Origin of the sequence: Mycobacterium sp. 050128 (assembly GCF_036409155.1) — a bacterium.
In the GTDB taxonomy this organism is placed as follows: domain Bacteria; phylum Actinomycetota; class Actinomycetes; order Mycobacteriales; family Mycobacteriaceae; genus Mycobacterium.
In genome coordinates this window covers 3,095,257-3,119,628 of sequence record NZ_JAZGLW010000001.1, presented here as the reverse complement: position 1 = coordinate 3,119,628, position 24,372 = coordinate 3,095,257, and the positions used below count along the sequence as shown (strand labels likewise).

General features: G+C 65.1%; 26 protein-coding genes. 14 read left to right on the top strand and 12 right to left on the bottom strand.

The window, feature by feature from the left end:
* Positions 1-17 precede the first annotated feature (17 nt).
* Positions 18-938, top strand: a complete 921-nt coding sequence (locus tag SKC41_RS15085; RefSeq protein WP_330978312.1) for a TIGR03619 family F420-dependent LLM class oxidoreductase — start codon at positions 18-20, stop codon at positions 936-938.
* Between the two features lie 14 nt (positions 939-952).
* Here the strand turns inward: SKC41_RS15085 and SKC41_RS15080 are convergent, their stop codons facing one another.
* Entirely contained in the window at positions 953-2,149 is a 1,197-nt protein-coding gene (locus SKC41_RS15080) for a cytochrome P450 (RefSeq protein WP_330978311.1), read from the bottom strand.
* A gap of 168 nt (positions 2,150-2,317) precedes the next feature.
* Here SKC41_RS15080 and SKC41_RS15075 point away from each other — a divergent pair, with 168 nt between their 5' ends.
* The gene (locus SKC41_RS15075) at positions 2,318-2,908 is read left to right on the top strand and encodes a TetR family transcriptional regulator (protein WP_330978310.1); all 591 of its coding nucleotides are present in this window, start codon (positions 2,318-2,320) and stop codon (positions 2,906-2,908) included.
* A gap of 6 nt (positions 2,909-2,914) precedes the next feature.
* On the opposite strand, the gene SKC41_RS15070 is transcribed toward SKC41_RS15075, so the two are convergent.
* Positions 2,915-3,955 (bottom strand): spirocyclase AveC family protein, encoded by a 1,041-nt coding sequence (locus tag SKC41_RS15070; RefSeq protein ID WP_330978309.1) that lies wholly within the window; start codon positions 3,953-3,955, stop codon positions 2,915-2,917.
* Between the two features lie 248 nt (positions 3,956-4,203).
* Between SKC41_RS15070 and SKC41_RS15065 the strand changes: the two genes are divergently transcribed.
* The 3 genes from SKC41_RS15065 to SKC41_RS15055 all read left to right on the top strand — a co-directional run bounded on the left by SKC41_RS15065 (position 4,204) and on the right by SKC41_RS15055 (position 6,227).
* Entirely contained in the window at positions 4,204-5,118 is a 915-nt protein-coding gene (locus tag SKC41_RS15065; RefSeq protein ID WP_330978308.1) for a spirocyclase AveC family protein, read from the top strand.
* 16 nt (positions 5,119-5,134) lie between these two features.
* Positions 5,135-5,302: a DUF7156 family protein gene (locus SKC41_RS15060; protein ID WP_330978307.1), complete on the top strand. Its 168-nt coding sequence runs from the start codon at positions 5,135-5,137 to the stop codon at positions 5,300-5,302.
* Between the two features lie 67 nt (positions 5,303-5,369).
* On the top strand, positions 5,370-6,227 hold the full coding sequence (locus tag SKC41_RS15055; protein WP_330978306.1) for a 3-carboxyethylcatechol 2,3-dioxygenase: 858 nt from the start codon (positions 5,370-5,372) through the stop codon (positions 6,225-6,227).
* Here SKC41_RS15055 and SKC41_RS15050 read toward each other — a convergent pair.
* Complete coding sequence (locus SKC41_RS15050) at positions 6,214-7,221, bottom strand: CaiB/BaiF CoA transferase family protein (protein ID WP_330978902.1); 1,008 nt, start codon at positions 7,219-7,221, stop codon at positions 6,214-6,216. The two genes, SKC41_RS15055 and SKC41_RS15050, sit on opposite strands and share 14 nt — an antisense overlap.
* A 199-nt stretch (positions 7,222-7,420) precedes the next feature.
* Here SKC41_RS15050 and SKC41_RS15045 point away from each other — a divergent pair, with 199 nt between their 5' ends.
* Positions 7,421-8,611: a CaiB/BaiF CoA transferase family protein gene (locus tag SKC41_RS15045; protein ID WP_330978305.1), complete on the top strand. Its 1,191-nt coding sequence runs from the start codon at positions 7,421-7,423 to the stop codon at positions 8,609-8,611.
* 14 nt (positions 8,612-8,625) lie between these two features.
* Here SKC41_RS15045 and SKC41_RS15040 read toward each other — a convergent pair whose 3' ends face one another.
* Genes SKC41_RS15040 through SKC41_RS15030 form a run of 3 tightly spaced genes read right to left on the bottom strand, consistent with a single transcriptional unit; the run spans position 8,626 to position 10,872 of the window.
* Positions 8,626-9,966: a TetR/AcrR family transcriptional regulator gene (locus SKC41_RS15040; RefSeq protein ID WP_330978304.1), complete on the bottom strand. Its 1,341-nt coding sequence runs from the start codon at positions 9,964-9,966 to the stop codon at positions 8,626-8,628.
* A gap of 13 nt (positions 9,967-9,979) precedes the next feature.
* Positions 9,980-10,438: a MaoC/PaaZ C-terminal domain-containing protein gene (locus tag SKC41_RS15035; RefSeq protein WP_330978303.1), complete on the bottom strand. Its 459-nt coding sequence runs from the start codon at positions 10,436-10,438 to the stop codon at positions 9,980-9,982.
* A complete protein-coding gene (locus tag SKC41_RS15030) occupies positions 10,435-10,872 on the bottom strand; it encodes an FAS1-like dehydratase domain-containing protein (RefSeq protein ID WP_330978302.1) in 438 nt (145 codons plus the stop codon). Before SKC41_RS15030 ends, SKC41_RS15035 begins: the two co-directional genes overlap by 4 nt.
* 105 nt (positions 10,873-10,977) lie before the next feature.
* Between SKC41_RS15030 and SKC41_RS15025 the strand changes: the two genes are divergently transcribed.
* Genes SKC41_RS15025 through SKC41_RS15015 form a run of 3 tightly spaced genes read left to right on the top strand, consistent with a single transcriptional unit; the run spans position 10,978 to position 14,411 of the window.
* Positions 10,978-12,414: an aldehyde dehydrogenase gene (locus SKC41_RS15025; RefSeq protein WP_330978301.1), complete on the top strand. Its 1,437-nt coding sequence runs from the start codon at positions 10,978-10,980 to the stop codon at positions 12,412-12,414.
* 16 nt (positions 12,415-12,430) lie between these two features.
* Positions 12,431-13,579, top strand: a complete 1,149-nt coding sequence (locus tag SKC41_RS15020) for an NDMA-dependent alcohol dehydrogenase (RefSeq protein ID WP_330978300.1) — start codon at positions 12,431-12,433, stop codon at positions 13,577-13,579.
* Positions 13,572-14,411 carry an SDR family oxidoreductase gene (locus SKC41_RS15015; RefSeq protein WP_330978299.1) on the top strand — a complete coding sequence of 280 codons (840 nt, stop codon included), beginning with the start codon at positions 13,572-13,574 and terminating at the stop codon, positions 14,409-14,411. The genes SKC41_RS15020 and SKC41_RS15015 overlap by 8 nt, the downstream gene beginning before the upstream one ends.
* 30 nt (positions 14,412-14,441) lie before the next feature.
* Here SKC41_RS15015 and SKC41_RS15010 read toward each other — a convergent pair whose 3' ends face one another.
* Together SKC41_RS15010 and SKC41_RS15005 are read right to left on the bottom strand one after the other, a co-directional pair.
* A complete protein-coding gene (locus tag SKC41_RS15010) occupies positions 14,442-14,945 on the bottom strand; it encodes a hypothetical protein (RefSeq protein ID WP_330978298.1) in 504 nt (167 codons plus the stop codon).
* A 49-nt stretch (positions 14,946-14,994) separates the two neighbouring features.
* A complete protein-coding gene (locus SKC41_RS15005; protein ID WP_330978297.1) occupies positions 14,995-16,077 on the bottom strand; it encodes a Gfo/Idh/MocA family protein in 1,083 nt (360 codons plus the stop codon).
* Between the two features lie 143 nt (positions 16,078-16,220).
* Between SKC41_RS15005 and SKC41_RS15000 the strand changes: the two genes are divergently transcribed.
* The 5 genes from SKC41_RS15000 to SKC41_RS14980 are packed head-to-tail and all read left to right on the top strand — an operon-like array spanning position 16,221 to position 20,230.
* On the top strand, positions 16,221-17,495 hold the full coding sequence (locus SKC41_RS15000) for a cytochrome P450 (protein WP_330978296.1): 1,275 nt from the start codon (positions 16,221-16,223) through the stop codon (positions 17,493-17,495).
* Positions 17,492-18,295, top strand: coding sequence for an enoyl-CoA hydratase/isomerase family protein (locus SKC41_RS14995; RefSeq protein ID WP_330978295.1), 804 nt, complete (start codon positions 17,492-17,494; stop codon positions 18,293-18,295). The genes SKC41_RS15000 and SKC41_RS14995 overlap by 4 nt, the downstream gene beginning before the upstream one ends.
* The gene (locus SKC41_RS14990) at positions 18,289-18,723 is read left to right on the top strand and encodes a Zn-ribbon domain-containing OB-fold protein (RefSeq protein WP_330978294.1); all 435 of its coding nucleotides are present in this window, start codon (positions 18,289-18,291) and stop codon (positions 18,721-18,723) included. Before SKC41_RS14995 ends, SKC41_RS14990 begins: the two co-directional genes overlap by 7 nt.
* The gene (locus tag SKC41_RS14985; RefSeq protein ID WP_330978293.1) at positions 18,720-19,643 is read left to right on the top strand and encodes an SDR family NAD(P)-dependent oxidoreductase; all 924 of its coding nucleotides are present in this window, start codon (positions 18,720-18,722) and stop codon (positions 19,641-19,643) included. Before SKC41_RS14990 ends, SKC41_RS14985 begins: the two co-directional genes overlap by 4 nt.
* Before the next feature lie 5 nt (positions 19,644-19,648).
* On the top strand, positions 19,649-20,230 hold the full coding sequence (locus SKC41_RS14980) for a nuclear transport factor 2 family protein (protein ID WP_330978292.1): 582 nt from the start codon (positions 19,649-19,651) through the stop codon (positions 20,228-20,230).
* Here the strand turns inward: SKC41_RS14980 and SKC41_RS14975 are convergent.
* The 4 genes from SKC41_RS14975 to SKC41_RS14960 all read right to left on the bottom strand — a co-directional run bounded on the left by SKC41_RS14975 (position 20,222) and on the right by SKC41_RS14960 (position 24,367).
* Positions 20,222-21,091 (bottom strand): NAD(P)-dependent oxidoreductase, encoded by an 870-nt coding sequence (locus tag SKC41_RS14975; RefSeq protein ID WP_330978291.1) that lies wholly within the window; start codon positions 21,089-21,091, stop codon positions 20,222-20,224. The genes SKC41_RS14980 and SKC41_RS14975 overlap by 9 nt on opposite strands.
* Positions 21,092-21,100: 9 nt before the next feature.
* Positions 21,101-22,090 carry an alpha/beta hydrolase gene (locus SKC41_RS14970; protein WP_330978290.1) on the bottom strand — a complete coding sequence of 330 codons (990 nt, stop codon included), beginning with the start codon at positions 22,088-22,090 and terminating at the stop codon, positions 21,101-21,103.
* 79 nt (positions 22,091-22,169) lie between these two features.
* A complete protein-coding gene (locus SKC41_RS14965) occupies positions 22,170-23,327 on the bottom strand; it encodes a cytochrome P450 (RefSeq protein ID WP_330978289.1) in 1,158 nt (385 codons plus the stop codon).
* 224 nt (positions 23,328-23,551) lie between these two features.
* Positions 23,552-24,367 carry a mycofactocin-coupled SDR family oxidoreductase gene (locus SKC41_RS14960; RefSeq protein ID WP_330978288.1) on the bottom strand — a complete coding sequence of 272 codons (816 nt, stop codon included), beginning with the start codon at positions 24,365-24,367 and terminating at the stop codon, positions 23,552-23,554.
* Between the last annotated feature and the right edge of the window lie 5 nt (positions 24,368-24,372).

Below are 24,372 nucleotides of genomic sequence, written 5' to 3'. Positions count from 1 at the left end.
AAATCGGAAGGCGCCAAATGAGATTCACCGTGTACCTACCCAACTGCATGCACGTCGCGGCGATCACGCAGCCCTGGGAACACCAGCTCACCGGTTCCCACATCGCGCGCGTTGCCCAACATGCCGAGCAGCTGGGCTATTCGATGGTGTTCCTGCCCGAACACTTTCTCACCCCGAGTGGTCACGTCGCGTTGTCCGGCGACCACTACTTCGACGCCACCACCGCCCAAGCCTTCGTCGCGGGCGCCACCTCGACGATCACCATCGGGTCGATGGTGATCATCCTGCCGCTGCACAATCCGATCGTCGCCGCGAAGCAGATCGCGACATTCGATTGGCTCAGTGGCGGTCGCGCCCAGACTACCGTCGGCGTCGGCTGGCTCAAGGAGGAGTACGACGCGATCGGCGTCCCCTTCAACAAGCGGGGCCGCATGACCGACGAGTATCTCGAGGCGATGTTCGAGTTGTGGCACAGCGATTCGCCAAGCTTCGACGGCGATTTCGTTAAGTTCGACGACATCGCGTTCGGGCCCAAGCCGATCTCGCAGCCCCACCCGACGATATGGATGGGCGGAGACGCCGATGCGGTGCTGCGCCGCGCGGCCCGGTTCGGCGACGGCTGGGCGCCATGGCTGACCAAACCCGAGGAACTGCCGGCCAAAATGGACTACCTGCGCTCGCAACCCGGGTTCGACGACCGGCCGTTCTCGCTGTTCTACAGCCTGGCGGTGCTCTCCATCGGTCAAGAGCACGCGATTGTCGACGACCCGAATGCACAATTCGGCCAAAACGCCCAACAGGTCATCGACAACTGCAACATGCTGGCCGAACGCGGCGTCACCGACACCTGGGTCAACCCGCCTGCGCTGGACGGTTTCAATGCCTACCTCGACCACATGCAGTGGGTGGCCGAGGAAATCATCCCGAAAGTCGGGTGAGACTCGCGCAACCGTCAGAACGACTGATCCCGCGACGGCGGTTTGATGTTCAGCGGTACCGATTGCAGCGACATCGTCCCGGTAGGCCACGGCATTTTCGGCGGCTTGTCTTGAGCCAGAGTGTATTCGGGTATGCGGGAGTGCCACTCCTCGAGGATGAGTCGAAGTTCGAGGCGCGCCAGATGTGAACCCAGACAACGATGCGGCCCGCGCCCGAAGGCGAAGTGCACGACCTTGCTGTCCAGATGGACCTCGTCGGCGTCGGAGTACCGCCGCGGATCACGGTCGGCGCTTCCATAACTGAGCATGACCGTGGTGCCTTTGGGCACGACCCTGCCCGCGACTTCGATCTCCTCGGTGGTGACGCGGGGCGCGAACGGGACGGGTCCGTCGACGCGCAAAATGTCCTCGATGAATGCCGGGATGAGGGTGAAGTCGTTCGCGACACGGCGGCGCAGCTCGGCGTCGGCCGCCAGCCTGGCCAACGAGAATCCGACGGCAGAAGTGACGGTGTCCAGCCCGGCCAGCACGAACATGAAGCACAGGCCGAGGATTTCGTTGTCCGACATTCCCCCCTCGTCGGTGTCTTGGATCAATTGGGTGAGCATGTCGCTGCCTGTTGAATCGGCGCGCCGCTCGGCGATGTGCTCGCTCAGATAGGTGAACAACTCGAGCGCGTGCGCCATCACCTCCGGGGTGGCTTCGGAGCTGCTCGGATCGGTGAACTGCAGAATCGCGTCTTTCCAGCGCACCAACCGGTCGCGGTCGGCCATGGGCAGTCCGAATAGCGTCAGAAAAACCTGGGACGGAAACGGTGTGGCGAGGTCATTCACCACGTCGCACTCGCCCCTCGCGACGATGGCGTGGATCAATTCTCCAGCCTGCCTGCGCAATTCGGGCTCACGCTCGGCCATCTTCTTGGGGCTGAAGAACGGATCGAGCAGTCGGCGGAACCGGGTGTGATCCGGCGGATCGATCGCGATCGGTATCAGCGGGACGGGGCTCCCAAGGCGGTCGAAAGCTTGTGCCGACGAGAAGATCTCGGGTCTTTTGGCCGCAAACTCCACGGCCTCTGCGCTAGTGAGCACGATCTCTTCGCCAGAACTCACCGCTTCGCCCGCCTCCCGCAGTTCCCGCCACGCGCGCGTGCGGTCTTCGGCGAAGGGCAGGTCGTTGATATTCAGCGTTGCGGTGACGCCGAGCTCGGTCATAGAGACGGAAACCCCTCTTCCCGCGCCGGCCGGCGCTTAAGTATCACTCTGACAGTTGACTGTCATATATTGGGAAGTATCGTTGGTATCACGACGAGTGTCAACGATGTGTCGGCACCCGTGGTCGTTGTACTGTCGGGACACCCAGACGTAGGAGGAGGTTGGCGGATGGCCCGGGGCGACCGATCACCGCGGGATGAGCATGCGAACCGGATCCGTAGTGCTCTGCTGAATGCGGCCCTGGACCTGTTCAGCACCAACGGGTACGACGAGACCACCACAGACCAGATCGCCGAGAGTGTCGGGGTTTCGCCGAGGACGTTCTTCCGCTACTTCCCAACCAAGGAGTCGGTGCTCTTCTTCGGCGAGTACGACTTCATCGACGCAGTCAGCGGGGTCTACCTGGCCCAACCGGACAAGGTCTCGGATTTCGAGGCCCTGGCGAATTCATTCGCATTGCTTGCGCCAGGCCTCAAACGCATCCGTAAAAGGATCGCGCAGTACCACGAGGCGGTCGCATCGTCGCTCGTCTTGCTGGGCCGCGAACGGCGAAACCACGAGGCCAACGCGGAGACCGTCGCCAAGGTGATCGCCGAACGACGCCGATTGCCGGCGCCCAACAGCGAATGCCGGCTGTTAGCGGCAGTCGGCATGCTGCTCGTCGAGCGCGCCCTCAACCAATGGTTGTCGGCGCCGGGCCGGTCGCTCGACGACCTGATCCGTCAGGAGTTCGCCGCCCTGCCCGCGGTCCTGAAGTAGCGCCACCTAGCGATCATCGAAGCGGGTGCCATCCGGACAGTGTCGGGGCGTGTCCGGTCCGCAGTACTGCGTGCGCAAGTAGCTGGGGTAGTTCTGGGTCGGCCCGGCGTAGAAGCCGGCAAGGTTCACCGGTAGGTCGTACACGCCGATCGCCACCACGTGTAGAAAGCCGGTCACGGCCAGCACCCTGAGCACCCCTCGGACCCAAGGGCCGGCCCACCGCAGAGTTTCCACACCCGCCTCCACCCGGATCTGGCCGTCACCGTTGCAGAAAAACATGAGCGCACCGCTCGAACTGAGCACCAGCGACCACAGGACGGGGCCGTAAAGCGGTATCTGAACAGTCCGCCCGGCCCACAGCGTGACGCTGGGAATCGATGCCGGATAGCCGAGCAGGCCATGGCGCACCGCAAAGATCTCGAGTGGAAACTCGATGACATATACCGCGAGCCAACCGGCGCAGAAGGTGCGGACGGGTCCCAGAGCCGGCCACCGTTGGCGGGCGCGACCCATGGCCCAGCGGGCGAGCGTCCCCATGGCCAGGGGCATCCAGATGTAGATCATTCCGATCATGAGCACCGGTTCGGCCATCAATCGGCCGTCGGGGCTCAACCAGCCGGGAATGTTCTGCGTCCAGTTGCCGAAGTTGACCAGTCCGGCGTTATAGAACAGAACTGGCTGAAACCAGTTGATCAGCGGATCGTGCCACCAGGCGATCGCCGATCCGATCACGATCGCTGCTTCGACGCAGAGTTGGCGCTCGCGCAGGCTCTTGCGGACCACGTAAACGATCGCGACCAGAGCTAGTAGCGGGCAAGCGATTTGGAAGGCGGTCATTGCCCACCGGGTGGCTCCGGGGATCGGGTCGGGTCCGGGATTTACCGGAGTCGCGTTGCCGGAACCAATCCACGAGATGTAGACGTAGGCGGCGATGACGATGCACACCGCGCCGAGGCTCGACCAGAACAGCACTGGCCGAAGGGTCTTGATCCGCCCGGGCTCGACTGGCAACGGCTCGGTATGCCGAGGCGACTTCAGATCCGTCACTGTGCAGCTCCTTTGACACGACCTATCCCAAGATGACAGTTCACTGTCATAGTGTCAACGTCCGAATCGGATTGCGCTCGCAACCTCGCGAAGGCGTCGATCAGCCTCTTTCGCGTGGCATTCGAGCCGTCATTCAGCGGCGCCCTCATCGCGGATTCAGGTGACAAACGTTATATAGCGAACTAGGTTAGACATGTTGAAAGAAGGTGCTGGAGTCCGTTCCATCACTTGCCCATTGAAAGGCAACGATGCTTTTCGCCACGTCGCAATTGGCGCCACCAGCAACCCTCAATCCATCTGGGGTCTGGTTCTTCAACTGGGTGATACCGATCGCCGGCAGCATCTTCATGGTTCTGGCGGTAGCCGATGTCATCCGGCGACGCCGCCTGACCTGGGGCTTCCTCTTCCTGTTCAACAGCCTTGCGGTGTACTGGATGGAGACCGTCGGGGACTGGGGCCAGATGTTGTTCTACAGTCCGGCGTTTGCGCAACACCATCTGCTCGAGTGGCTACCGATCAAGACTCCCAACGATCCCTTGTTCATGCCGTTCGCCTACGCGGTGTATTGGGGAGTACACGCGATCCTGGTGTTGTGGCTGAGCCAATGGGTGTCCGCGCGGTTTGGTTGGAGCATGCTCAAATCAATGCTGGTGCTTGCGATTCCCGTCAACTATGTCTGGGACTTCGCCGTCGAAGGCACCGCCACGGCAATGGGATGGTGGACCTACGATCCCGGCATCGGGCCAGTTCTGGAGTGGGGCAACGGTGGTCGCATCACGTTGCTCTGGACCATCGGCATCATGTGCGTATGGCCCAACCTGATCGCCTACTGGGCCGGTAAGCCACCGATTCGCGGGCTCAACCATTTCGAGCGTTTTTGCCGCTTGGATCGTTTCACCGTCCCACGGACCGCGTTGCATTCGCCTGGCGACACCGAAAGTGGGGGCGGGACCGCCGTCGCCACCAAGCGACTGGTCTTGACCAAGCAGCAAGAATTCGACGACGGCCTCAACTACGAGGTGGCGATTCCGCGATGGCGATTCGAACTTATGCGACTGGGCGCCTGGTTCATCGTCTTCCAGATCACCTTCTTTGTTTTTCTGATTGTTCCGCTCGTGGTGTTGCGCACGGTCACCGGCGCCGACAGCCCGTACATTCCGTGATCCGAAAGGAGTCGTGGTGGCATCCGACCGTGTGACAAAGCTGCCCGCCGAATTCTTTCTTCCTCCGCAGACCGATGCCGGTCTGCGGAAAGAAACCGTCCGTCTTATCGCGGCATGCGTGGCGTTTATCGTCATCCTGGGCGTCATCGCGGCGCTCACGCAGGGCGTCGTGCTGAAGGTGTGAAGCGGGGGCTTTCGCCGTGGCAGCCGAACTCATCTAACATGAGTGTCACTTCTACCGGAGGTGATGAATGACGCCGGATCGACTGGTCGTCTGCGCGAGCCACAGCCCGGGTAAGGAACGCGATGTCGAACACGCCTTCGGTCGCCGGTTCCGCTCGGCACTGACGTCGGCGGCCGAGCGCGCGCAAGTGTTCGATCCCGACGTGGTTGTCGTGTTCGGCGGTGACCACCGTCGCGCGTTTCGCCACGTGGTGCCGGCCTTCGGGGTTGCGCTGTCCGCGTCAATTCTGGCCGAGGGCGGCCATCCGGCCGGTGACCTGGACGTCCCGTCCGCGCTGGCACGCGGATTGTGTGAACACTTGCTGTCGGCGGGATTCGATGTCGCCGCATGCCGTGACATCGGGCTGGATCACGCGTTCGCTCAACCTGTTCGGGACCTTCTCGGGGAGTTGGCGGTCAAGCCGGTCATCCCGGTGCCGGTGAACTGTGCCACGGCTCCGCTGCCGACGGGCCGTCGGGTCGCAGAATTCGGCGCGGAAGTTGGCCGGTTCCTCGACGGGATCGCTAAGCGGGTGCTGGTGATCGGCACCGGCGGGTTGTCACACTCCCCGCCGAGTCTGGAGGTCGACACCTACGACCTCAGCGACGAAGACCGGGCACGGATCATCGCCGAGGGCATGGCGGACGCGCGTACCAAGATCCGTCCCGATTGGGACGCCGAAGTGTTGGATGCCATGTCGAATTGGGATGTCGCCGCGCTGATTCGACTCGTCGACACCGCCCACGTCCGTGCGGGCGCGGGCGCCAACGAGGTCAGGACCTGGCTTGCCGCTGGCGCCGCGGGCGGTGGCCGGCCGGTGACTCCGATGGTCTATGAGCCTGTGCCGGAATGGATCACCGGGATGGCCGTAGCTACGTCAGCGTGACCGAGGCGCCATGCGCGGGTCGCGGTTGCGCGGCCTGGGTTCGGGAGAAGCGCGGCGCGGGCGCCGGTTGACGGATCCCGTCGACGTCGACGAATACGTTGCGGGCCCGCATATGCGGATCGTCGATCGCCTCGGTCGCGGTCAGAACCGGCGTAACACACGCGTCGCTATCCGAGAAGACCCGCGCCCAGTGGTCCCGAGTTTCCTCCCGGAATTTGTCCGACAGGGCATCCCGCATCGCGGGCCAGCCGGCACGCTCCCGTTGCGGGCCCAGAGTGTCCGGGTCGATCTCCAGCAGACGCAGCAACTCGGCGAAGAAGGCCGGTTCCAGCGCACCCACGGCGACGTAGCCACCGTCCGCGCATTCGTAGGTGCGGTAGAACGGCGCCGATCCATCAAAGATGTTGTCACCCCGCCCGCCTGACCACCGGCCGTCGCCGAGCATCGCCCACAGCACGTGGCCTAGCAGCGGGACGCCGTTGACTATCGCCGCATCGATCACCTGACCCCGCCCCGAGGCGTGCCGCTCGAGCAAGGCGGCAAGCACGCCCACGACCGCGAATAGCGAGCCACCACCGTAGTCGCCGAGCAGATTCAGAGGTGGTGCCGGGGGACGATCGGGGTCACCCATGGCATGAAGCAGTCCGGTGAGGCCGATGTAGTTGATGTCGTGGCCGGCCTGGTGGGCCCGGGGACCGGTCTGTCCCCACCCGGTGATGCGGGTGTAGACCAATCCCGGGTTGCGACCGCAACATTCGGCGGGTCCGATGCCGAGGCGTTCGGTGACGCCGGGGCGGAAACCCTCGATGAGAACGTCTGCCTCGTCGATGAAGCGACGCACGGCGTCGAGGTCGGCAGGGTCTTTGAGATCGGCGACGACAGTTCGCCGCCCGCGCAGCTGAGCGCCCCCACCGTCGCTCCCGGGTCGCTGGATCCGCGTCACGTCAGCACCGAGGTCCGCGAGCAGCATCGCGGCGTGCGGCCCGGGCCCCATGCCCGCGAGTTCGACCACTTTGACGCCGCTCAGGGGACCCGTCGGTGACTGCGGGAAGCTGACTGCCACCTGGCTAGCCTAGCCGTATCTGACACTTCGTACATTACTTGTTTTGCTTGCTGAAGGGCATTCGAGTTGAATACCGGCAACTGTTATCCTCCTTCTGACATCTGCGTCATCTCAGCCCCGGGGGTACGACATGGCGAACGCTCCGTTGGCGGGCATCACGGTGGTGAGCCTCGAGCAGGCGGTCGCAGCGCCATATGCGACCCGGCAGCTCGCCGATCTTGGCGCCCGGGTGGTGAAGGTCGAGCGCCCGCAGGGGGGTGACTTCGCCCGCGGCTATGACCGCTCGGTGCACGGCGAGTCGAGCTACTTCGTCTGGCTGAATCGCGGCAAAGAGTCGTTGACCGTGGACTTCAAGCAACCCGAGGGCAGACGCATCGTCGACCGTCTGCTCGACGGCGCCGACGTGCTGGTGCAGAACCTGGCGCCGGGGGCGGCGGCCCGGATGGGATTGGATGCCGAATCGGTGGCCTGCACGCACCCGCGGACCATTACGGCGACCATCAGCGGCTACGGTCAGGACGGCCCTTGGAGCGACCGCAAGGCGTATGACCTGTTGGTACAAGCCGAGGCTGGACTGTTGTCGGTGACCGGCTCGCCGGCCGAGGTGGCGCGCACCGGTGTGTCGATCGCCGATATCGCCGCGGGCATGTTCACCTTCTCCGGAATCCTCACCGCGCTCTACACTCGCGCCACGACCGGGGCGGTCCATCCGGTGTCGGTGTCGTTGTTCGATGCGCTGGTCGAGTGGATGTCCCAGCCGCTCTACTACGGCCGCTATGGCGGAGCGGCACCGCCACGCACAGGTGCGCGGCATCCGACAATCGCCCCCTATGGCCCATTCACCGCGGGCGACGGCGGAACCGTCCTGCTCGCCGTGCAGAACCCAACCGAATGGCAACGGTTCTGCCAGAACGTTTTGGACAGAACTGATCTCGTCACCGACCCGCGGTTCGCCACGAATCCCGATCGGGTGGCCAACCGCGACGAGTTGGAGGCGGTCATCGCCGCCGCGGCCGCGCGGCTGAGCGCCGAGGAATTAGAGGAGCGGCTGCAAGTCGCAGGCGTGGCACACGCCCGGATGAACGACGTCGGACAGTTGTGGCTGCATCCGGTGCTCGTCGGCCGGGACCGGTGGCAGGAAATTCAGACATCGGGCGGTCCGGCGGCCGCATTGCCGCCGCCCGCTGCCTTGGCCGGCGTCGACCCGGTGCTGGGTGACGTGCCCGCGCTGGGTGAGCACAGCCGAAAAATATTGTGCGAGTTGGGATATTCGATGAAGGCGATCGATGGGCTTGTCGCCGAAGGTGTTACGACGGTATAGGCGGGGAGCCCGTTTTACCTCTTGCGTCCGAAGAACCCGCGGCGGATGCAGGTGATCAACACGTCGATGAGTTCGTCGTCGTCGATGGGCTCGGGCAGATCGAGGGCCGCCTGCGGCACGCGGGTGACCAGCGCGCGCAGGATCAGCGCCGAGATCACCGGATCGAATTGGTACCGCTCCGAGCCGCGGATCAGCATCCTGGCCGCACCGATGTCCATCTGCACCTGTCCGTTCTCGCCGATGCTGACGATGGTGGGATCGTCGGTGGCGCCTTCGGCCCAGGCCTCGATGCAGCCCGAATACCTGTCGTAGAACTCGACGTAGGTGCCCAGCCAATGCCGCAGCGTCGACTTCTTGCCCACCGGATCGACCTCGGCGATCCGGTCGGCGAATGCCATTCCGGCGCTGTAGATTTCGGCGGCCACGGCAGCCAGCAGATCTTGCTTGTCGTTGAAGTACTTGTAGAACGTACCGCGCGCCACGCTGGCCGACTCGACGATGTCGTCGACACTGGTGCTGCGGTAGCCGCGCGCACGGAATTGAGCGGCGCCGGCATCGGCCAGAGCATTCACCGTGGTGACGGCGCGCCTACTGAGTGTCGCGGTGCGATCGCTGACGGACAGCCCCGCAACGTCTGGCGCGGGCGGCACTTCGAGCGCGTCCACATCGGCCGCCGGGTCTGCGCTGGCGTGCAGACCCAACGACGTCAACACCGACGGCGGGGTGTCAGGGAACAACATCAGCTGCAGGAACACCGACAGCGTGTCAACCGCGTCCTTGGCGCTGCGACCGTAGGCGCGGTCGGTATGCACGAACAAATTGATGCGATGCACCAGCGCGGTCATCGTCATGGCCGCGACCTCCGGGTCCAGCCCCGTCAGCCCGGAGGCCGCGAGCCGCTCGGCGATGCGATGGTTGTAACCGCGCACAAACCGGGTGATTTCGGGCCGCACCTTGGTATCCGACGAGGCGATCGCGGTCCACTGCACGAACATGGTGGAGTACTTGTCGAATACCCAGCTCCATTCGCCCAGCCACCAGTTCAGATTGTCGAAACCGACCTCGTCGGGCCCGAGCGCGCCGATGCGGCGCGCCACCCGGAACAACGCGCCGCCGCATTCATTGAGCAGCTCCAGGAAGATCTCGTCCTTGCCCTTGAAGTACTGGTACAAGGTGGCCCGGGACACCCCCGCTGCCTTGGCGATCGCGTCGACCGACGTGTCGAAGTACCCCAGCCGGCCGAACAGCTCCAGCGAGACCTCGGCGATCCGGCCTCGGGTGCTGGCACCGCGAGCGCCCACAGCGGGGCTGGACGGACCGTAACTGGCCCTGCGGACGATCGAGGCTTCGGACATGGCGGTTTTCAGCTTATGGCCGTCGCGGGCTTCCCGCGGTGCGCCCAGGGGCGTTTCGCGGGACCAGGAACTCCGCGGTTCCGGTGATCGCCACCCCGCCCGTCTGCCGGGTGGCGGATAACTCCACGCTCACCCGGTCGGCGTCGGCTTCTGCCGACACCGCGGTCACCGTGCCGGAACAGGTCAGCACGTCGCCGGGCCAGACCTGCTCGCGGAAGCGGACACCGAAGCGCCGCACGCAGCCCGCGCCCAGCCAGTCGGTGGCGAACCCGGCCAGCAACGCCGCAGAGAACATGCCCTGCGCGAATACCGAAGGGTAGCCCGCGGAGTGCGCGAGGTGATCGTCGTAATGCATGGGGTTGAAGTCACCGGACGCCCCGGCGTAGCGAACGAACATCTGCCGCGTCAGTGGCCCGAATTCACGGGCGGGAGCCTGCGCGCCGACACTCACCGAGGTGGTGGTCACCGTCATTGCTTCGCCGCCGTTTCGATGAAGGTGGCTTTGGCCTCGGCGACGAGTGCTCCCTGCTCGTTGCGGTATTCGGTCACCACAGTCGCGAAACGCATTGTGCCCCCGCGCTTGCCGGGTTTCGAATAGCGGTCGACGATCCGCTCCTGCGCGATCAGCACGTCGCCGGCGGCGGGCGGAGCGGCATGGAAGGTGTATTCCTGCTCTCCGTGCAGCAAGCGCTTGCGCTCGAAACCCACGTCGACCCTGGCACCGGCCGGCGCCCAGCGCCCGCCGGTGGTCAGAAACGTCGGCGGGATGATTGCTTCCGGACCGCGATAGGCCGGATCGTCACACAACATGGCTTCGGCGAACTCGGCGATCTTGCCGCGCTCCACGGTCAGCTCCCATGGCCGTCCAGCGCAGTCGTCCGAAAGACTGTCAGGCGAAGCGTTCATAGTGACCAATAGTGTCAGAAAAAATGCAGAACCGGAACCAGATGGTCGCTTCACAGCCAATGAACCGCTTGTCCAAAGATGACATAGCTGCCAGAATCGGTGGCCATGGTCGAGTTGGCGGCGAGCTATGTCGCAGGCAAATGGGTGTCGGAAGCGCACGCCGGGACGCTGGATGTGATGTCGCCGAGCACTGGCGAGCTGCTCGGCACAGTGGGTCTTGCCGGCCGGGCGGAAGTGGATTCCGCGGTCGCGGCCGCCCGCGGTGCCCTGCCGGCCTGGGGGCGGGTGCCCGCCGCCGATCGGGGCGCGGCGCTGGGCCGACTCGCCGACGCGCTGAACGCCCGCAAAAGCGAACTGGCTGACCTGACCACTGCGGAGATCGGCTCGCCGCGATCCTGGAGCACGTTCGGTCAGGTCATCACCGCGGTCGGGGTGCTGCGCGCCTACGCGGCGATCACGCCGGACTATCCCTTCTCGTCGCGGCGGGCTTCCATGACGGGCGGCACGGTCGAAGTGCGTCAACTACCCGTCGGTGTGGTCGGCGCCATCGTGCCCTGGAACACGCCGCTATTCATCGCCGCGTTGAAGCTCGGTCCGGCGTTGGCCGCGGGGTGCACGGTAGTGCTCAAGCCATCGCCCGACGCTCCACTCGAATTCGGCGTGCTGATGGAGGCGATCGAGGAAGCCGGCCTGCCCGACGGCGTGGTCAACGTCGTCAACGGCGGCGCCGAGACCGGCGAGCTGCTGACCGATCATCCAGGCGTCGACAAGATCAGCTTCACCGGATCGACGGCCGTCGGCGCGCGGATCGCGGCATCGTGCGGCTCCCGCATCCGCCGCTGCAGCACCGAGCTGGGTGGGAAGTCCGCCGCCATCGTGCTGCGCGACGCGCCGCTCGAGACGACGGTGCCCGGCTTGGTCGCCGGCGTGATGGGCAACAACGGTCAGCTGTGTGCCGCGCTGACGCGTATCTTGTTGCCGCGCAGCCGGTATGACGAGTTCGTGACCGCGCTGACCGCCGCGGTCGCCGGTCTGGTCGTCGGAGATCCCGCCGACCGGGCCACCGACATCGGTCCGCTGATCAACGAGGCCGCGCGCGACAGGGTCGAGGGGTTCCTGTATCGCGCGCGGCACGACGGCGCTACCGTGCTGGTCGGCGGCGAACGGCCCGACCGCCCAGGGTGGTACGTCTCGCCCGCACTGGTCGAGGCCACCAATGACATGGAGATCGCCCGCGAGGAGGTCTTCGGTCCGGTCGCGGTCGTCATCGCCTACGACGACACCGGCGACGCCGATGGAGCCGAGGCAGTGGCCATCGCCAACGACTCCCGCTATGGCCTGGTCGGGGCGGTGTGGTCCGCCGACGAGGAAAGGGCGGCCGCAGTGGCGGCCCAACTGCTCGTCGGTTCGGTGGCCGTCAACTCGACCGCAGTGCTCGATTTCGCCAGCCCGTTCGGTGGATTCAAGCAGTCCGGCATCGGCCGCGAAGGCGGCCCCGAGGGCATCGCCGGGTTTGTCGAACATCAAGCCATCATTCGTTGACCCGGAAGGGATTCCAGTGCTCACCCAGGCAGCGGTCCTATTCGAACGCAACACGCCATGGTCCGTCGAGACCATCGAACTCGATGCGCCGAAGGCGACCGAGGTACTGATCGAACTACACGCTTCGGGCATGTGCCACTCCGATGACCACCTCGTCACCGGCGACATGCCGATCCGGCTGCCCTGCATCGGCGGCCACGAAGGTGCGGGTGTGGTCAAGTCCGTCGGTGAACATGTGTCGTGGCTGTCGCCGGGTGACCATGTCGTGTTCAGCTTCATTCCGTCGTGCGGCCGGTGTCCCTCATGCTCGACAGGGCATCAGAGCCTGTGTGACCTCGGCGCAAAGATTTACTCGGGCATGCAGATTCACGATGGAACCGCCCGCCACCATCTCGGTGGCGAAGACCTCGCGCTGGCCTGCGGCATCGGTTCTTTTGCGTACCACACCGTGGTCCACGAGGCAAGTTGCGTGAAGATCCCAGACCACTATCGCCTCGACCTGGCCTGCCTTCTTGGCTGCGGCTTCATTACCGGGTGGGGATCCTCGGTGTACGCCGCCGAGGTCCGGCCGGGCGACACGGTCGCCGTGGCCGGCGTCGGAGGCATCGGCGCCGCGGCGGTACAGGGTGCCCGGCTCGCGGGTGCCCGCACGATCACGGTCATCGACCCGTCGGAGTACAAGCGGGCCGAAGCCGTGAAGATGGGAGCCACGCATACCGCGGCGGACTGGGACGAGGCCAAAGATGTTGTCGCCGAGGCTACTTGGAACCGCGGCGTGGACAAGTTCATCTGCGCCATGGGAGTCGGTGATGGCCAACTGGTCGCCAAGGCACTGGCCATGACGGCCAAGCGGGGCCGGCTGGTGGTCACCAACATCCACCCGATGCTGGAGCGCGAGATCCGGGCCAACCTGATGGACCTCACCCTGACAGAAAAGCAGATCATCGGAACCCTCTATGGCTCGGGCAATCCGCGTGCAGACATCCCGAAGATCCTCGAGCTGTACAGTGCCGGCCAGGTCGACCTCGAATCGATGGTGACCCGCACCTACCCGTTGGAGAAGGTCAACGACGGCTACGCCGACATGCACGCCGGCGCCAATATCCGCGGCGTGCTGCTCTATCCGCCCGCCGAGGGACTTCTCGCCGGAGAAGGTCGTGACTAGTCGACGTCTCGCGGGCAAGGTGGCGCTCGTGACCGGCGCGGCCAGGGGTCGCGGTCGAAGCCACGCGCTGCGTTTGGCCTGGGAAGGCGCAGACGTCATGTTGGTGGATCTGTGCGACAACATTCCGTCGTGCGAGTATCCACTCGCGACGAGCGAAGACCTCGACCGCACCGCTTCCATGATCGAGAAGCTCGAGCGAAGAGCGGCGGTGTATCGGTGCGATGTCTGCGATCGCACCGAAATGGAGATCGCCGTCGACACCGCGGTGCGGCAACTCGGCGCGCTCGATGTCGTCGTCGCCAACGCCGCCATTGCCCCGACTCGGCCGGACGCCCCGATCGCGGCCTTCATAGACACCTTCGACGTCGACTTCATCGGCGTGGTCAATACTTTCAGCGCCGCGATGCCGCGGTTGGTCGAAGGATCGTCCCTCATCGCTTCTGGTCCCAGACTCTCCCCGCACGCACCTCATCTCGATCGACCGCAGGGACACGGTGAGGCAGCATACGAGCTCGCTCAGTCGATGGTCTCGCAGTACGTGAAGACGCTGGCCAAACAATTGGCGCCACAAGGCATCCGGGTGAACACCGTCAGCGGCGCGGAGGATCGCGGCGACGTGCGGCGTGCCGGACGGTTGCATCGGCCCGTCATGCTCGACGTAGATTGCAGAGGGAATCAGGCTGGTGCGGCGTCGCTTTCGACGATGTTATGGCCAGCTGCGGCCTGGGCTGACACCGACGCATCCGCTGCGGTGGCGTTCCTGGCAGCGGACGAATCGCGAGCGATAACCGGCCGGCACGTCACGGTCGACGCCGGCTCGTCCCTCAACTAGCTCCGACGACGAGCACGACACCCGAGCGGCTCAGGTCGACGCCGTCCAGTTGGTGGTCGACGAGGTGAATGGCACTCCTAGTTTGGCAAGTATCCACGGCGGCAAGCGTTTTGGCATCGGCAAGGCCACAGATCGGGCGCCGCGCGCCTCGAGCAACGCTTCGTAGGCGGTGGTGTCGCCACCGAACGGTTGTCCCTCACCGGCGATGAACCCGTATAGTTCGCATCCCTGCGGGCCTGCCTCCCAGGGTCCGAACACGTCCCCCCACTCGAGCATGATGTGCGTACCGGCGCGGGCGACTACGTCTCCGCAACGGATCTCGCCGGCCAGAATGAAGTTGCTGTGATCGCCGGTGTGACCGTGCTGCGGGGAGATGGCGCCCGGGTCCCATTTGTTCCAGAACGCGAAGTAACGAGGAGACAGCTCGATCCACTTCTCCCAGATCGACGCCGTGCGACCATCAGCGAACTCGTAACGCAGCATTTCCTCTGCCGGTACATCGTCGAGATGCTTGATCGACGGTCCACCTCTCATTGGGCAGTTCCCTTCTTTTGCCGCTGAGATTGGCTACTTGAAGTGCGCCTCAAACCAGCACCTGCTCCCAGCCGCCGCCTTCGGATGAGCGGTGCGCGGCGTCGATCACCGCGAGCGACAACAACCCGTCCTCGAAGGTGGCCGCGCCGCTCGGGCCGCCGTCGAAGGCGGGCAGCCAGTCCTGCAGCATCAGCGCCATCGCCCTGCTGGCGTGACCCGCCAGGCCGCCGGGCAACCGCTCGGGGTGCGCGGGCTCGCGTTCGTCTACCGTCAGAGGACTCAATCCCGCGTCGGTCGCTGCGCCGAGGCTGTATGCCGCGGAACGTAAGTCGCCGTCGCCGATGATGGTGCCGTCGGAACCGAACAATTCGAGGCGATAGTGGTCGGCGTGGGCGCCCATCACAGAAAGACTCAAAATGACGGTCACCCCGGACTCCATGCGCATCAGCAGCGCCGCGGTGTCGTCGGCGGTGACGGATAGGGTCCCTCCGTCGGGCAGTTCACGGACCGGGTCGCTGGTGCGGACTTCGGCGCACACCGATACCGGGCGGCCCAGCAGGCTGCACAAGAAGTCCAGATCGTGCACGAGCATGCCGGCCAGATAGCCGCCGCCCTGCTCGCGGTCGTACATCCAATGGGCCTGCAGCGGATGACTCGGATGCCAGTAGGACGCGCTGCGACTTACCCGCGCGAGGTACGGCGAACCGAGGAAGCCCGAGCGCGCCCGGTCCGCGACGGCCAACCAGTCGGGGTTCCAACGGTTCTCGAAGCAACAGGCAGTGGGCAGCTCGGCATCCGCCGCTGCGCGCACCATGTCGCGGGCAGCCGGCAGGTCACCGGCCAGTGGCTTCTCGCACAGCACGGGCTTGCCGGCCGCCAGCGCGGCGATCGTCATCTCATGGTGCAGCACAGTGGGCGTCGCGACCGAGATGACGTCCAGATCGTCGCGGGTCACGAACGACCGCCAATCGGTGGAGGTCTGTTCGATGCCCAGCTTGGTCGCCACCCGTTCCAGCCGATCAGGTGTGCGGGCACAGAGCGCGACGGGATCGAAGCCCTTCGCCGCCCGGAAACCGGGCACCTGCACATGCGCGCCCCAACCGACGCCGATGATGCCGACCCGTAAGGTCATGTGCTCTCCTCCGCTCCTCCGACTGCAGTGACACTAATGTTAGATAACTCGCGCCTGCTGTGAACAACTATCGTGTCATTGCCCCGTTTGGTACAGCACCCCGGCATTGCCTATAAGTGACATGGGTGCCAGAATCGGGTGCTGTGAGCGCAATCGACACCGACGAGCAGCAGTTCGCGCCGCTGATCGACTTGCGGTGGTGGCAGGAGCGTCCAGCTGATCGCAGCGAGCTCTACCGGCGCCTTCGCGAGGCCGGCGGCCCGGTGTTCGTCCGCACCAACCGACCCGACTCACCACGGCCCCGCGGATTCTGGGCGGTCGGCTCCCACCGCGACGTCGTCGACATCAGCCGCCGGCCCGGCGACTTCAGCTCCGGCCAAGGCACGCAGATCTTCGACCAGACCGCCGAGATGCGCGAATACCGCGGCTCGATCATCGACATGGACGATCCCGAACACATGCGGCTGCGCAAGATCGTCTCGCGCGGCTTCACTCCCCGCATACTTGCCGAGCTGCGTGGCCTGGCTCAAGAGACCACCGCCGAAATCCTCGAGGAGATGCCGCGTTCGGGTAGGTGCGACTTCGTCTCCTCGTTCGCCACCCTTCTTCCACTGCGCATCATCGACAACATGCTGGGCGTCCCGCGAGAACATGAACAATTCATCGTGCGGGCGACGAACGTCGTGCTGGGCGCCTCCGACCCCGAGTATGTACCCGACCAGACCATCGCAGGCATCGAAGCAGCCGTCACCGACACCAGCGAGCAACTCATCGAGCTGCTCAAGCAGATCGCCGAGGACCGCATCGCCCATCCCCGCGACGACGTGATCAGCAAGCTGGTCACCTCAGACGAGGAGAACCTGACCCCCCAGGAGTTGGCGAAGTTCTTCATCTTGCTGATCGGCGCCGGCAACGAGACGACGCGCAATGCGCTGACCCACGGGCTGCTCATTCTCAGCGCCGACCCCGAGCAGCGTGACCGGCTACTGGCGAACTACGACGAGATGGCGCCCACCGCGGTCGAGGAAATCTTGCGGTACGCCAGCCCGGTGATCCACATGCGCCGCACGGTAACCCGCGACGGCGTGACGCTGACCGACGCGCAGGGCAAAGTCACCCACACCTTCAACGCCGGCGACAAGGTCGTGGTCTGGTATCCCGCCGCCAACCGCGACCCCGCGGTGTTCGACCAGCCGGAGCGCTTCGACATCGCTCGCAAACCCAACAATCACATCGCATTCGGTGGCCCAGGACCGCACTTTTGCCTGGGCGCACACCTGGCCCGCCTGGAGCTGAACGTGGCGTTCGAGATGCTCTATGCGCGCTACCCGGACATCACCGCGGCGGGCGAACCGGTCATGCTGAGATCGAACTTCGTCAACGGCGTCAAACACCTCGAGGCCACCTACACACCATGAACGCGCAGGCAGCGATCCTCTCCGACGTCGCGGGCGGCGTCATGACGATCACCTTGAACCGGCCCGACGCGGCCAACGCAGTACGCCCCGACGACCGTGACGCGCTCATCGGGTTACTGGCTGCCGCCGACGCCGACGAGAAGGTACGCGTGGTGGTGCTGCGCGCCAACGGCAAGCACTTCTGCAGCGGAGCCGACGTGGGATCGCTGGCCGAACGGCGCGCGACGGGCGAGAAGCGAGTGCTGGAGCCGACGAAGCGCATCATGAACGGGGCCCAGAAGTTGGTGGCCAGCGTGCTGGACTGCAACAAACCGGTGATCGCCGCGGTGCACGGTGCGGCGACCGGCCTGGGGGCGCACGTCGTGTACGCCTCCGACCTGGTGATCGCCACCGAAAACGCTTACTTTGCAGAGTCTTTCGTCAAGCGCGGCCTGGTGGTCGACGGTGGCGGCTGCTACCTTCTGCCGCGCCGCATCGGCATGCAGAAGGCCAAGGAGATGGCGTTCTTTGGCGAAAAGCTCTCGGCAGCAGAAGCATTCACGCTGGGGTTGGTGAACCGGGTGGTCAGCGCCGCCGACTTCGATGCCACGGTCGCCGACTTCGCCAGCCGGCTCGCCGGAGCGCCGACGTCCGCGATCGCGTTCACCAAACGGCTGCTCAACGACTCCCCCGACACCGATCGGTCCGGTGCGTTCGTCGCCGAGGCGATGGCGCAGGAGATCCAATCGTATTCACACGACGCAGGCGAAGGTGTGCAGGCGTTCATGGAAAAACGGCCGACCGAATTCACCGGGTGGTAAAGGTGGCCCGCGCTGATATACCAACGATCGACGCGGCCAGCGCTCCCTACTGGGAGGCGGCCCGACAAGGTCGATTGCTGATCGCCGAATGCGCGGCATGCGGCCAGGTCCATCACTATCCCCGCCCGTTCTGCCCACACTGCTGGAGCGAGGACGTGCATCCCGTCCAGGCCGGCGGGAACGGGACGCTCTACACGTATTCGACTGTCCACGTGAATGATCTGGCGCCGTTCAAGGAGCGACTGCCGTATGTGGCCGCGATCGTCGAGTTGGCCGAGGGCCCGCGGCTGATGACGACGATCGAAGGCGCGGACCCTGAAGACCTTCGAGTCGGCATACCGGTCACCGCCGTCTTCCGCCCGGTGGATGCCGACGATCCCGACAGCCCCTATCTGACGGTCTTCACACCCAGCGAGGAGAACCCATGACCGGACTACTCGACGGCAAGGTCGCCCTGGTGACCGGGGCGGGGCACGGCATCGGCCGCGGCCACGCACTCGAGCTGGCCAAGCACGGCGCCACCGTGATCGTCAACGACCTGGGCACCAGCTTGTCCGGCGAGGGCACCGGCAAGGTGGCCGACGAGGTGGTGGCGATTATCGAAAGCCGCGACGGCACGGCTGTTTCCGACTTCAGCGACGTCGGCGACGAGGAGCAGGTCGACCTCGCCGTCGAGCGCGCCTACTCGCAGCTGGGGCGCCTTGACATCGTCGTCAACAATGCGGGAATCGTTCGCGACAAGGCAATCTGGAACATGACCGCCGACGACTTCGACCTGGTGATGCGGGTACACGTCCGCGGTAGCTGGCTCACCAGCCGCGCGGTCGCCCGCAAGTGGCGCGCGGAATCCAAGGAATCCGGCGGAAAGGTTTACGGCCGCATCATCAATACCACCTCAGGCGCCGGACTGCACGGCCACTTCGGGCAGACCAATTACAGCGCCGCGAAGGCCGCGATCGTCGGTCTGACCCAGACCCTGAGCCTGGAGTTGGCGTCGATCGGCGCCACGGTGAATGCGATCAGCCCGGGTGGACGCACCCGGATGTCGGCATCGATGCCCGGCGCGCAGGCGCCGATCGAGCCCGACGAGCGCGCCGAGGACGAGTTCGACCCCAAAGACCCCTCACTGGGCTCGCCGGTGGTGGCCTGGTTGGCCAGCCCGGAGGCCGGTCACGTCAGCGGGCAGGTCATCCGCGCGATGGGCGAACATCTCCAACTTCTCAAGGGCTGGCATCCGGTCGCGTCTGTCTCCAACGGCCAGACACGCTGGGACGCAGAGAAACTCGGCGCGATCATGGCTACCGACGTATTCGGCACCCGCAACACCGGCCTTCGACTCGGCGGCTGAGCGCGATGGCAGACATCGCGGAAGTCGAGCGGGAGTTCCGGCGGTATTTCATGACCGGGCCGGTACTTGAGGACTGGAACGCGTGGGCACACCTATTCACCGACGACGCGACGTACTTCGACCACTTCTACGGAACGTTCACCGGCCCGGCCGAAATCACCAAGTTCCTCGAGGGGACGATGGGCGCCGCACCGCAGGTCTACAGCCCGCTGGTCTGGTACGTCGTCGACGACACGCGGGTGGCATACAAGGTGCTCAATCGCGCCGATAATCCGCAGCCGGGCGGCCAGCCCATCGACTTTCCCTCGTACCAATTCGTCGAGTACGCCGGCGGCGGCCAATGGTGCTCCGAGGAGGACGTCTGGCTGCTGCCCGAGATGAAGCAGTTCGCGAAGCGCTACGCGGCCGCCGAAGCCGCACACCCGCAAACATTGCAGCAGAAGCTCCGTCGCGAGGACTGGGGGCCCTGGGTGGACTGGGCACGCCCGGAACCCGGACACGACGCGGCCCCGTCGTGGCTGGACAAGCCCGGCTTCACACCGTTCGCCGGCGTTGCGGACATCGACTTCGGGGTGCGGTCACATTGACCGCTGCCTGAAGGCAGCGCCGTCTTGCCTATGCTCGGCGGTCGCCGAACCTGCGTCCAGGCGCAATGGCCCCTCCTGGACGACGACACCCAACAGACCCAGCTCCACACCCGCCTCGGCCGCTGCTTCGCCGCAGGCCGCAATGTCCTTACGTAGAAACGGACCCGCTAATTCGGCAAACCGGTCCATCCCGCCGATGCGTTGGGCCTGCTCGGCCGCATGGCTCCTTGCGCTGCACACCTGCAGCGTGGACAGCAAGACGCTCGGCTCGATGCCTAACTGAGTACCCAGTTGCGTTGCCGCACTGAGAACTTGAGCGTTCGCGGCGAACACCAGGTTGTTGATCAACTTGAGTGCCAACGCGCTACCCAGTGCACCGGTCGCCACCACCGGGTCGGCATAGGCGGCCAGGATCGGCGTTACCGTGGCGACGGCATCACTCGCGCCACCGATCAGCACGGTCAGCGTGCCCGCATCGACGTTCTCGACGGTGCCACTGACCGGCGCATCGAGGATGACCGGTGCCGAAGCAGAACTATCCCGCAGGGCCTCAAGGGTGGACAGTGTGCCCGTGGTGTGCGAGACGAAAACGGCACCCGGCTTCGCGTTGGCAATGAAACCACCCGCGCCGAGCCCGGTTTCGCGTAGCTGTGCATCGGAGAACAGGCACGAGATGAGGACGTCGCTGCTGCGCGCCAAGTCAGCGACCGAACCTGCTACCGCCGCGCCGTTCGCCTCTAGTCGGCGGCGAACCTCCTCGCGGCGGGCATACACCACGACCTCGTGGGCGGCGCCGAGCAGCCGCTCGACCATCGGTTCGCCGAGTTGTCCGGCGCCGAGGAATCCGACCGTGTTGGGCACTGCGCTCTCCTAAGCGTCGACGGCCGAGTCGACGGCGAGTGGGACGGGCACGACCGTCGGCAACCACCTTGCGATGCGGTCCCATAGCTGGGTGCGGTGACTCGCGAAGTTATGGCAATGCCCCGAATTCGGAACGAGGTAAAGCGTCACGTCCGAGGAACCAATGTAGTTGGCGGGTTCTGAATGGGGGTTCGGCGAAACATCCAGCGCCGCACCGAACCCGAGGAAGACGGGCACATCCACTTGACCCGCGTAGCGCTCGACTATTCCCGGGGTGGTGACTTCGGCGGCCGCCCGCAGGGGAGTCCGGCTCTGCACGGCAGTGTCCGCGTCGATCACGTCCTGTGGAACTTCGCCTGCGTAGAACAGGTCGGCGAGGTAGGCGCGAGGCGCGTAGAAGTGGGCATCGGTCGGCTTAACCCCTGCCAGCTGGCTGGACGCCTCTATGGTCTGCTCGATTCGCTGCTCGAGTTCGGCCGCGTCGGGGGTGTCCTGGTACACATTGGTGATCTGCACCCCGTAGCCCAGCAGCACGACAGCGTCGTAGGGGCGCGTAGTCGCCTGCACCATCGTCGTCAAGCACGCGCCCATCGAGTGGCCGACGCCAACCAGCGGCGCACTAATCGGGGGCAGGTCCTTGTGTAACTCGCCGCGACGCAGGCGTTCTCGAACCTGGCGTGCGACTTCGGCATCGCCCTTTGCGAGCAATTCCAACCCTACGGGGCCCAACTCCTTGGGGTCCGCGCTCTCGCCGATTGCGAGGTGGTCGACTGCGATGACGACGAATCCACGTTGGGCCAGGTGCTCGGCGAAGCTGTACCCGGGATAGCCGTCAATGTCGATGTGCCAGTAGTGCTTGTCGTAGGTACCCCCGGCCAGGCAAAGCAGCACGCCGCGCGCGTCGGCGGGCAGCTCGGGCAGAAACAGCCATGCGGCCTGTGTCAGCTGTTGATCGGATCCAACGGTCCGGGTTACGTCGAACGTCAAAGAATTTCGCATGTTCCAACCCGCGCCACACGCACCCAGTCAGCTATCCGACGTCACGCCACATTCCGTACTGCTGCGAGGCACACTCACATCAGCGCCAGGTCAGGTTCAATGAATCAACGCCGAACACCTGACCGCCGTGCTCGATCGGCTGCCCGGAGACCCCGTAGTCCGGAATGCGCTTGTGCCACTCCTCTAGCACCACCGCCAGCTCCTGTCGGGCCAGGTGCGAACCCAGGCACCGGTGCGGGCCACCGCCGAAGGACAGGTGACGTGTGACGCCGCGGTCGAAGTCGACCGTGCGGGCGTTGTTATAGGCCGATTCATCCCGGCCTGCGAATGCCAGAGAGAACGACGCCATGTCGCCCGCCTTGACCGGACAGCCGTGGAAGTCCATGTCTTGGGTCGCCTTTCGTGCGGTCTGCACGATCGGATAAACCCGAAGCAGTTCCTCCACCGCACGCGGAATGAGCTTGGGTTCGGCGACGATCCGGGCGCGGTCGGCCGGGTGGGTGGCCAGATGCAGCATCGCGTACGACAGCTGGTTGGAGACCGTGTCGAGCCCGGCCATGAACAGCAGCAACAAGCAGTTGAGCAGCTCCAGGTCGTTAATCGGTTCGCCGTCGATGGTCCAGTCGATGGCCTTGCTGACAATGTCGTCGGCATCCGGGTCGCGGTTCTCGCGTCGCTGTTGAATCAGGCTCGAGAAGTAGCCCATCACATGCGTCATGCCTTCGAGTCGCGCCGCGTTGACTTCGTCGCCCACCCCGCTCTGATGCAGGATCATGTCCTCCCAGGCCAGGAACTTGTCGAGATCGTCGACGGGCATGCCCATGATGGTCAGGAAGACCGTCGACGGAAAAACCCGCGAGATCCGCGCCACGAAGTCGCACCCGCCCTCGCCGGCGACCCCGTCGACGAGTTCCGCGGCCAGCTTCTGCTGCGCATCGCGCAAGCCCTTGACCCGGCCAGGTGAGAAGTACTCGGCCAGCACATGCCGCCATTTCGCGTGGTCGGGCGGGTCGATCATGATCGGGATCCACTGGTACGGCGGCTCCGGCTCGGTCGGCACGATGACGCTGCTGGACCAGAGCTCCGGGTGCTGGAGTCCGTCCAGGATCACGGAGTTCTCGGTGAACACCCAATAGTCCATGCCAGCCTCCGTGTTACGGAAGACCGGCCCGGCCTCGTCCTGGCACTCGTCGAGCAGGCGGAAATGGGTCAGCGCAGGCGAGTCCGGGGTGTTCATATCGATACTCTTCACGGGACATGTTGCCGTGGGCTGGTTCTGGATCATGACATCCTTCCGTACCGCCGAGAGCGAGCACGAATTCCAGGCACGCTCGGCTCGCATACTACGACAGTCCACTGTCAATCTGGCGGAAAGCTAAGCACAGATCGACAGAGACACATCGAACTAGGTTAACTATGTAAAGAGACGGACGCAATACTCCTCGACATCCGCCCGGACTGTCAACGGACGGCGAAGCCGGCGTCGAGTGGCCAGGCGGTGCCGGTGATGAACTTCGCCTCTTCGGACACCAGGAACGCCACCGCGTTGGCGATGTCCTCGGGCATCAGGATCTGGATCGGCAGCGCGTTCTGCATCGCCGCGACCGCGGTGTCGTTGGCCTCCAGCAGCTTGCCCATGGTCTCGTTCATTACCATTCCGGTGGCGACACCGGTGGGATGGATGGTGTTGACGCGGATGGAGTACTGCGCGAACTCGTTCGCCCACACCTGCATCAGTCCGACTAGCCCGCGCTTGGCCGCGGTGTATGCCTGGCCGCCAGCCCGATCCGTGCCGGTGCCCTTGAGTCCCGCACTCGACGACGTCAGCACGATCGATCCGCCGCGGCCTCCGTCGATCAGGGCAGGGACTGCGGCCTCCACCGTGTTCCACACGCCGACGAGGTTGACGTCGATGATGTCGCGAAAGGTCTGCCGGCGATCGCCACCAGGACCCAGCCGAATGACACCGGCATTCGCGATCACGATGTCGAGGCGGCCGAACTCGGCGAGTCCGTCGGCCACTACCTGTTCGACGGCGTCGGCGTCGCGGACGTCGGCCTGACGGGCGACGACGCGCCTGCCCTCCTTCTCGACGAGCTTGACCGTCTCGTCGAGGTCCTCGGGGCTGGCGTTGGGGTAGTCGATGGAGTCGATATCGCGGCAGATGTCGAGCGCGACGATGTCCGCGCCGTCCGCCGCGAGCCGGACCGCATGCGCGCGACCCTGGCCTCGGGCGGCTCCGGTGATGAAGGCGACTTTGCCATTCAGATTTCCCACGGGTT

Bases quoted from the DNA above. Each gene is read 5' to 3' on its own strand.
- SKC41_RS15085 (WP_330978312.1), top strand. From the start codon at position 18: ATGAGATTCACCGTGTACCTACCCAACTGCATGCACGTCGCGGCGATC.
- SKC41_RS15080 (WP_330978311.1), bottom strand. From the start codon at position 2,149: ATGACCGAGCTCGGCGTCACCGCAACGCTGAATATCAACGACCTGCCC.
- SKC41_RS15075 (WP_330978310.1), top strand. From the start codon at position 2,318: ATGGCCCGGGGCGACCGATCACCGCGGGATGAGCATGCGAACCGGATC.
- SKC41_RS15065 (WP_330978308.1), top strand. From the start codon at position 4,204: ATGCTTTTCGCCACGTCGCAATTGGCGCCACCAGCAACCCTCAATCCA.
- SKC41_RS15055 (WP_330978306.1), top strand. From the start codon at position 5,370: ATGACGCCGGATCGACTGGTCGTCTGCGCGAGCCACAGCCCGGGTAAG.
- SKC41_RS15050 (WP_330978902.1), bottom strand. From the start codon at position 7,221: ATGGGGCCCGGGCCGCACGCCGCGATGCTGCTCGCGGACCTCGGTGCT.
- SKC41_RS15045 (WP_330978305.1), top strand. From the start codon at position 7,421: ATGGCGAACGCTCCGTTGGCGGGCATCACGGTGGTGAGCCTCGAGCAG.
- SKC41_RS15040 (WP_330978304.1), bottom strand. From the start codon at position 9,966: ATGTCCGAAGCCTCGATCGTCCGCAGGGCCAGTTACGGTCCGTCCAGC.
- SKC41_RS15035 (WP_330978303.1), bottom strand. From the start codon at position 10,438: ATGACGGTGACCACCACCTCGGTGAGTGTCGGCGCGCAGGCTCCCGCC.
- SKC41_RS15030 (WP_330978302.1), bottom strand. From the start codon at position 10,872: ATGAACGCTTCGCCTGACAGTCTTTCGGACGACTGCGCTGGACGGCCA.
- SKC41_RS15025 (WP_330978301.1), top strand. From the start codon at position 10,978: ATGGTCGAGTTGGCGGCGAGCTATGTCGCAGGCAAATGGGTGTCGGAA.
- SKC41_RS15010 (WP_330978298.1), bottom strand. From the start codon at position 14,945: ATGAGAGGTGGACCGTCGATCAAGCATCTCGACGATGTACCGGCAGAG.
- SKC41_RS15005 (WP_330978297.1), bottom strand. From the start codon at position 16,077: ATGACCTTACGGGTCGGCATCATCGGCGTCGGTTGGGGCGCGCATGTG.
- SKC41_RS14995 (WP_330978295.1), top strand. From the start codon at position 17,492: ATGAACGCGCAGGCAGCGATCCTCTCCGACGTCGCGGGCGGCGTCATG.
- SKC41_RS14985 (WP_330978293.1), top strand. From the start codon at position 18,720: ATGACCGGACTACTCGACGGCAAGGTCGCCCTGGTGACCGGGGCGGGG.
- SKC41_RS14980 (WP_330978292.1), top strand. From the start codon at position 19,649: ATGGCAGACATCGCGGAAGTCGAGCGGGAGTTCCGGCGGTATTTCATG.
- SKC41_RS14970 (WP_330978290.1), bottom strand. From the start codon at position 22,090: ATGCGAAATTCTTTGACGTTCGACGTAACCCGGACCGTTGGATCCGAT.
- SKC41_RS14965 (WP_330978289.1), bottom strand. From the start codon at position 23,327: ATGAACACCCCGGACTCGCCTGCGCTGACCCATTTCCGCCTGCTCGAC.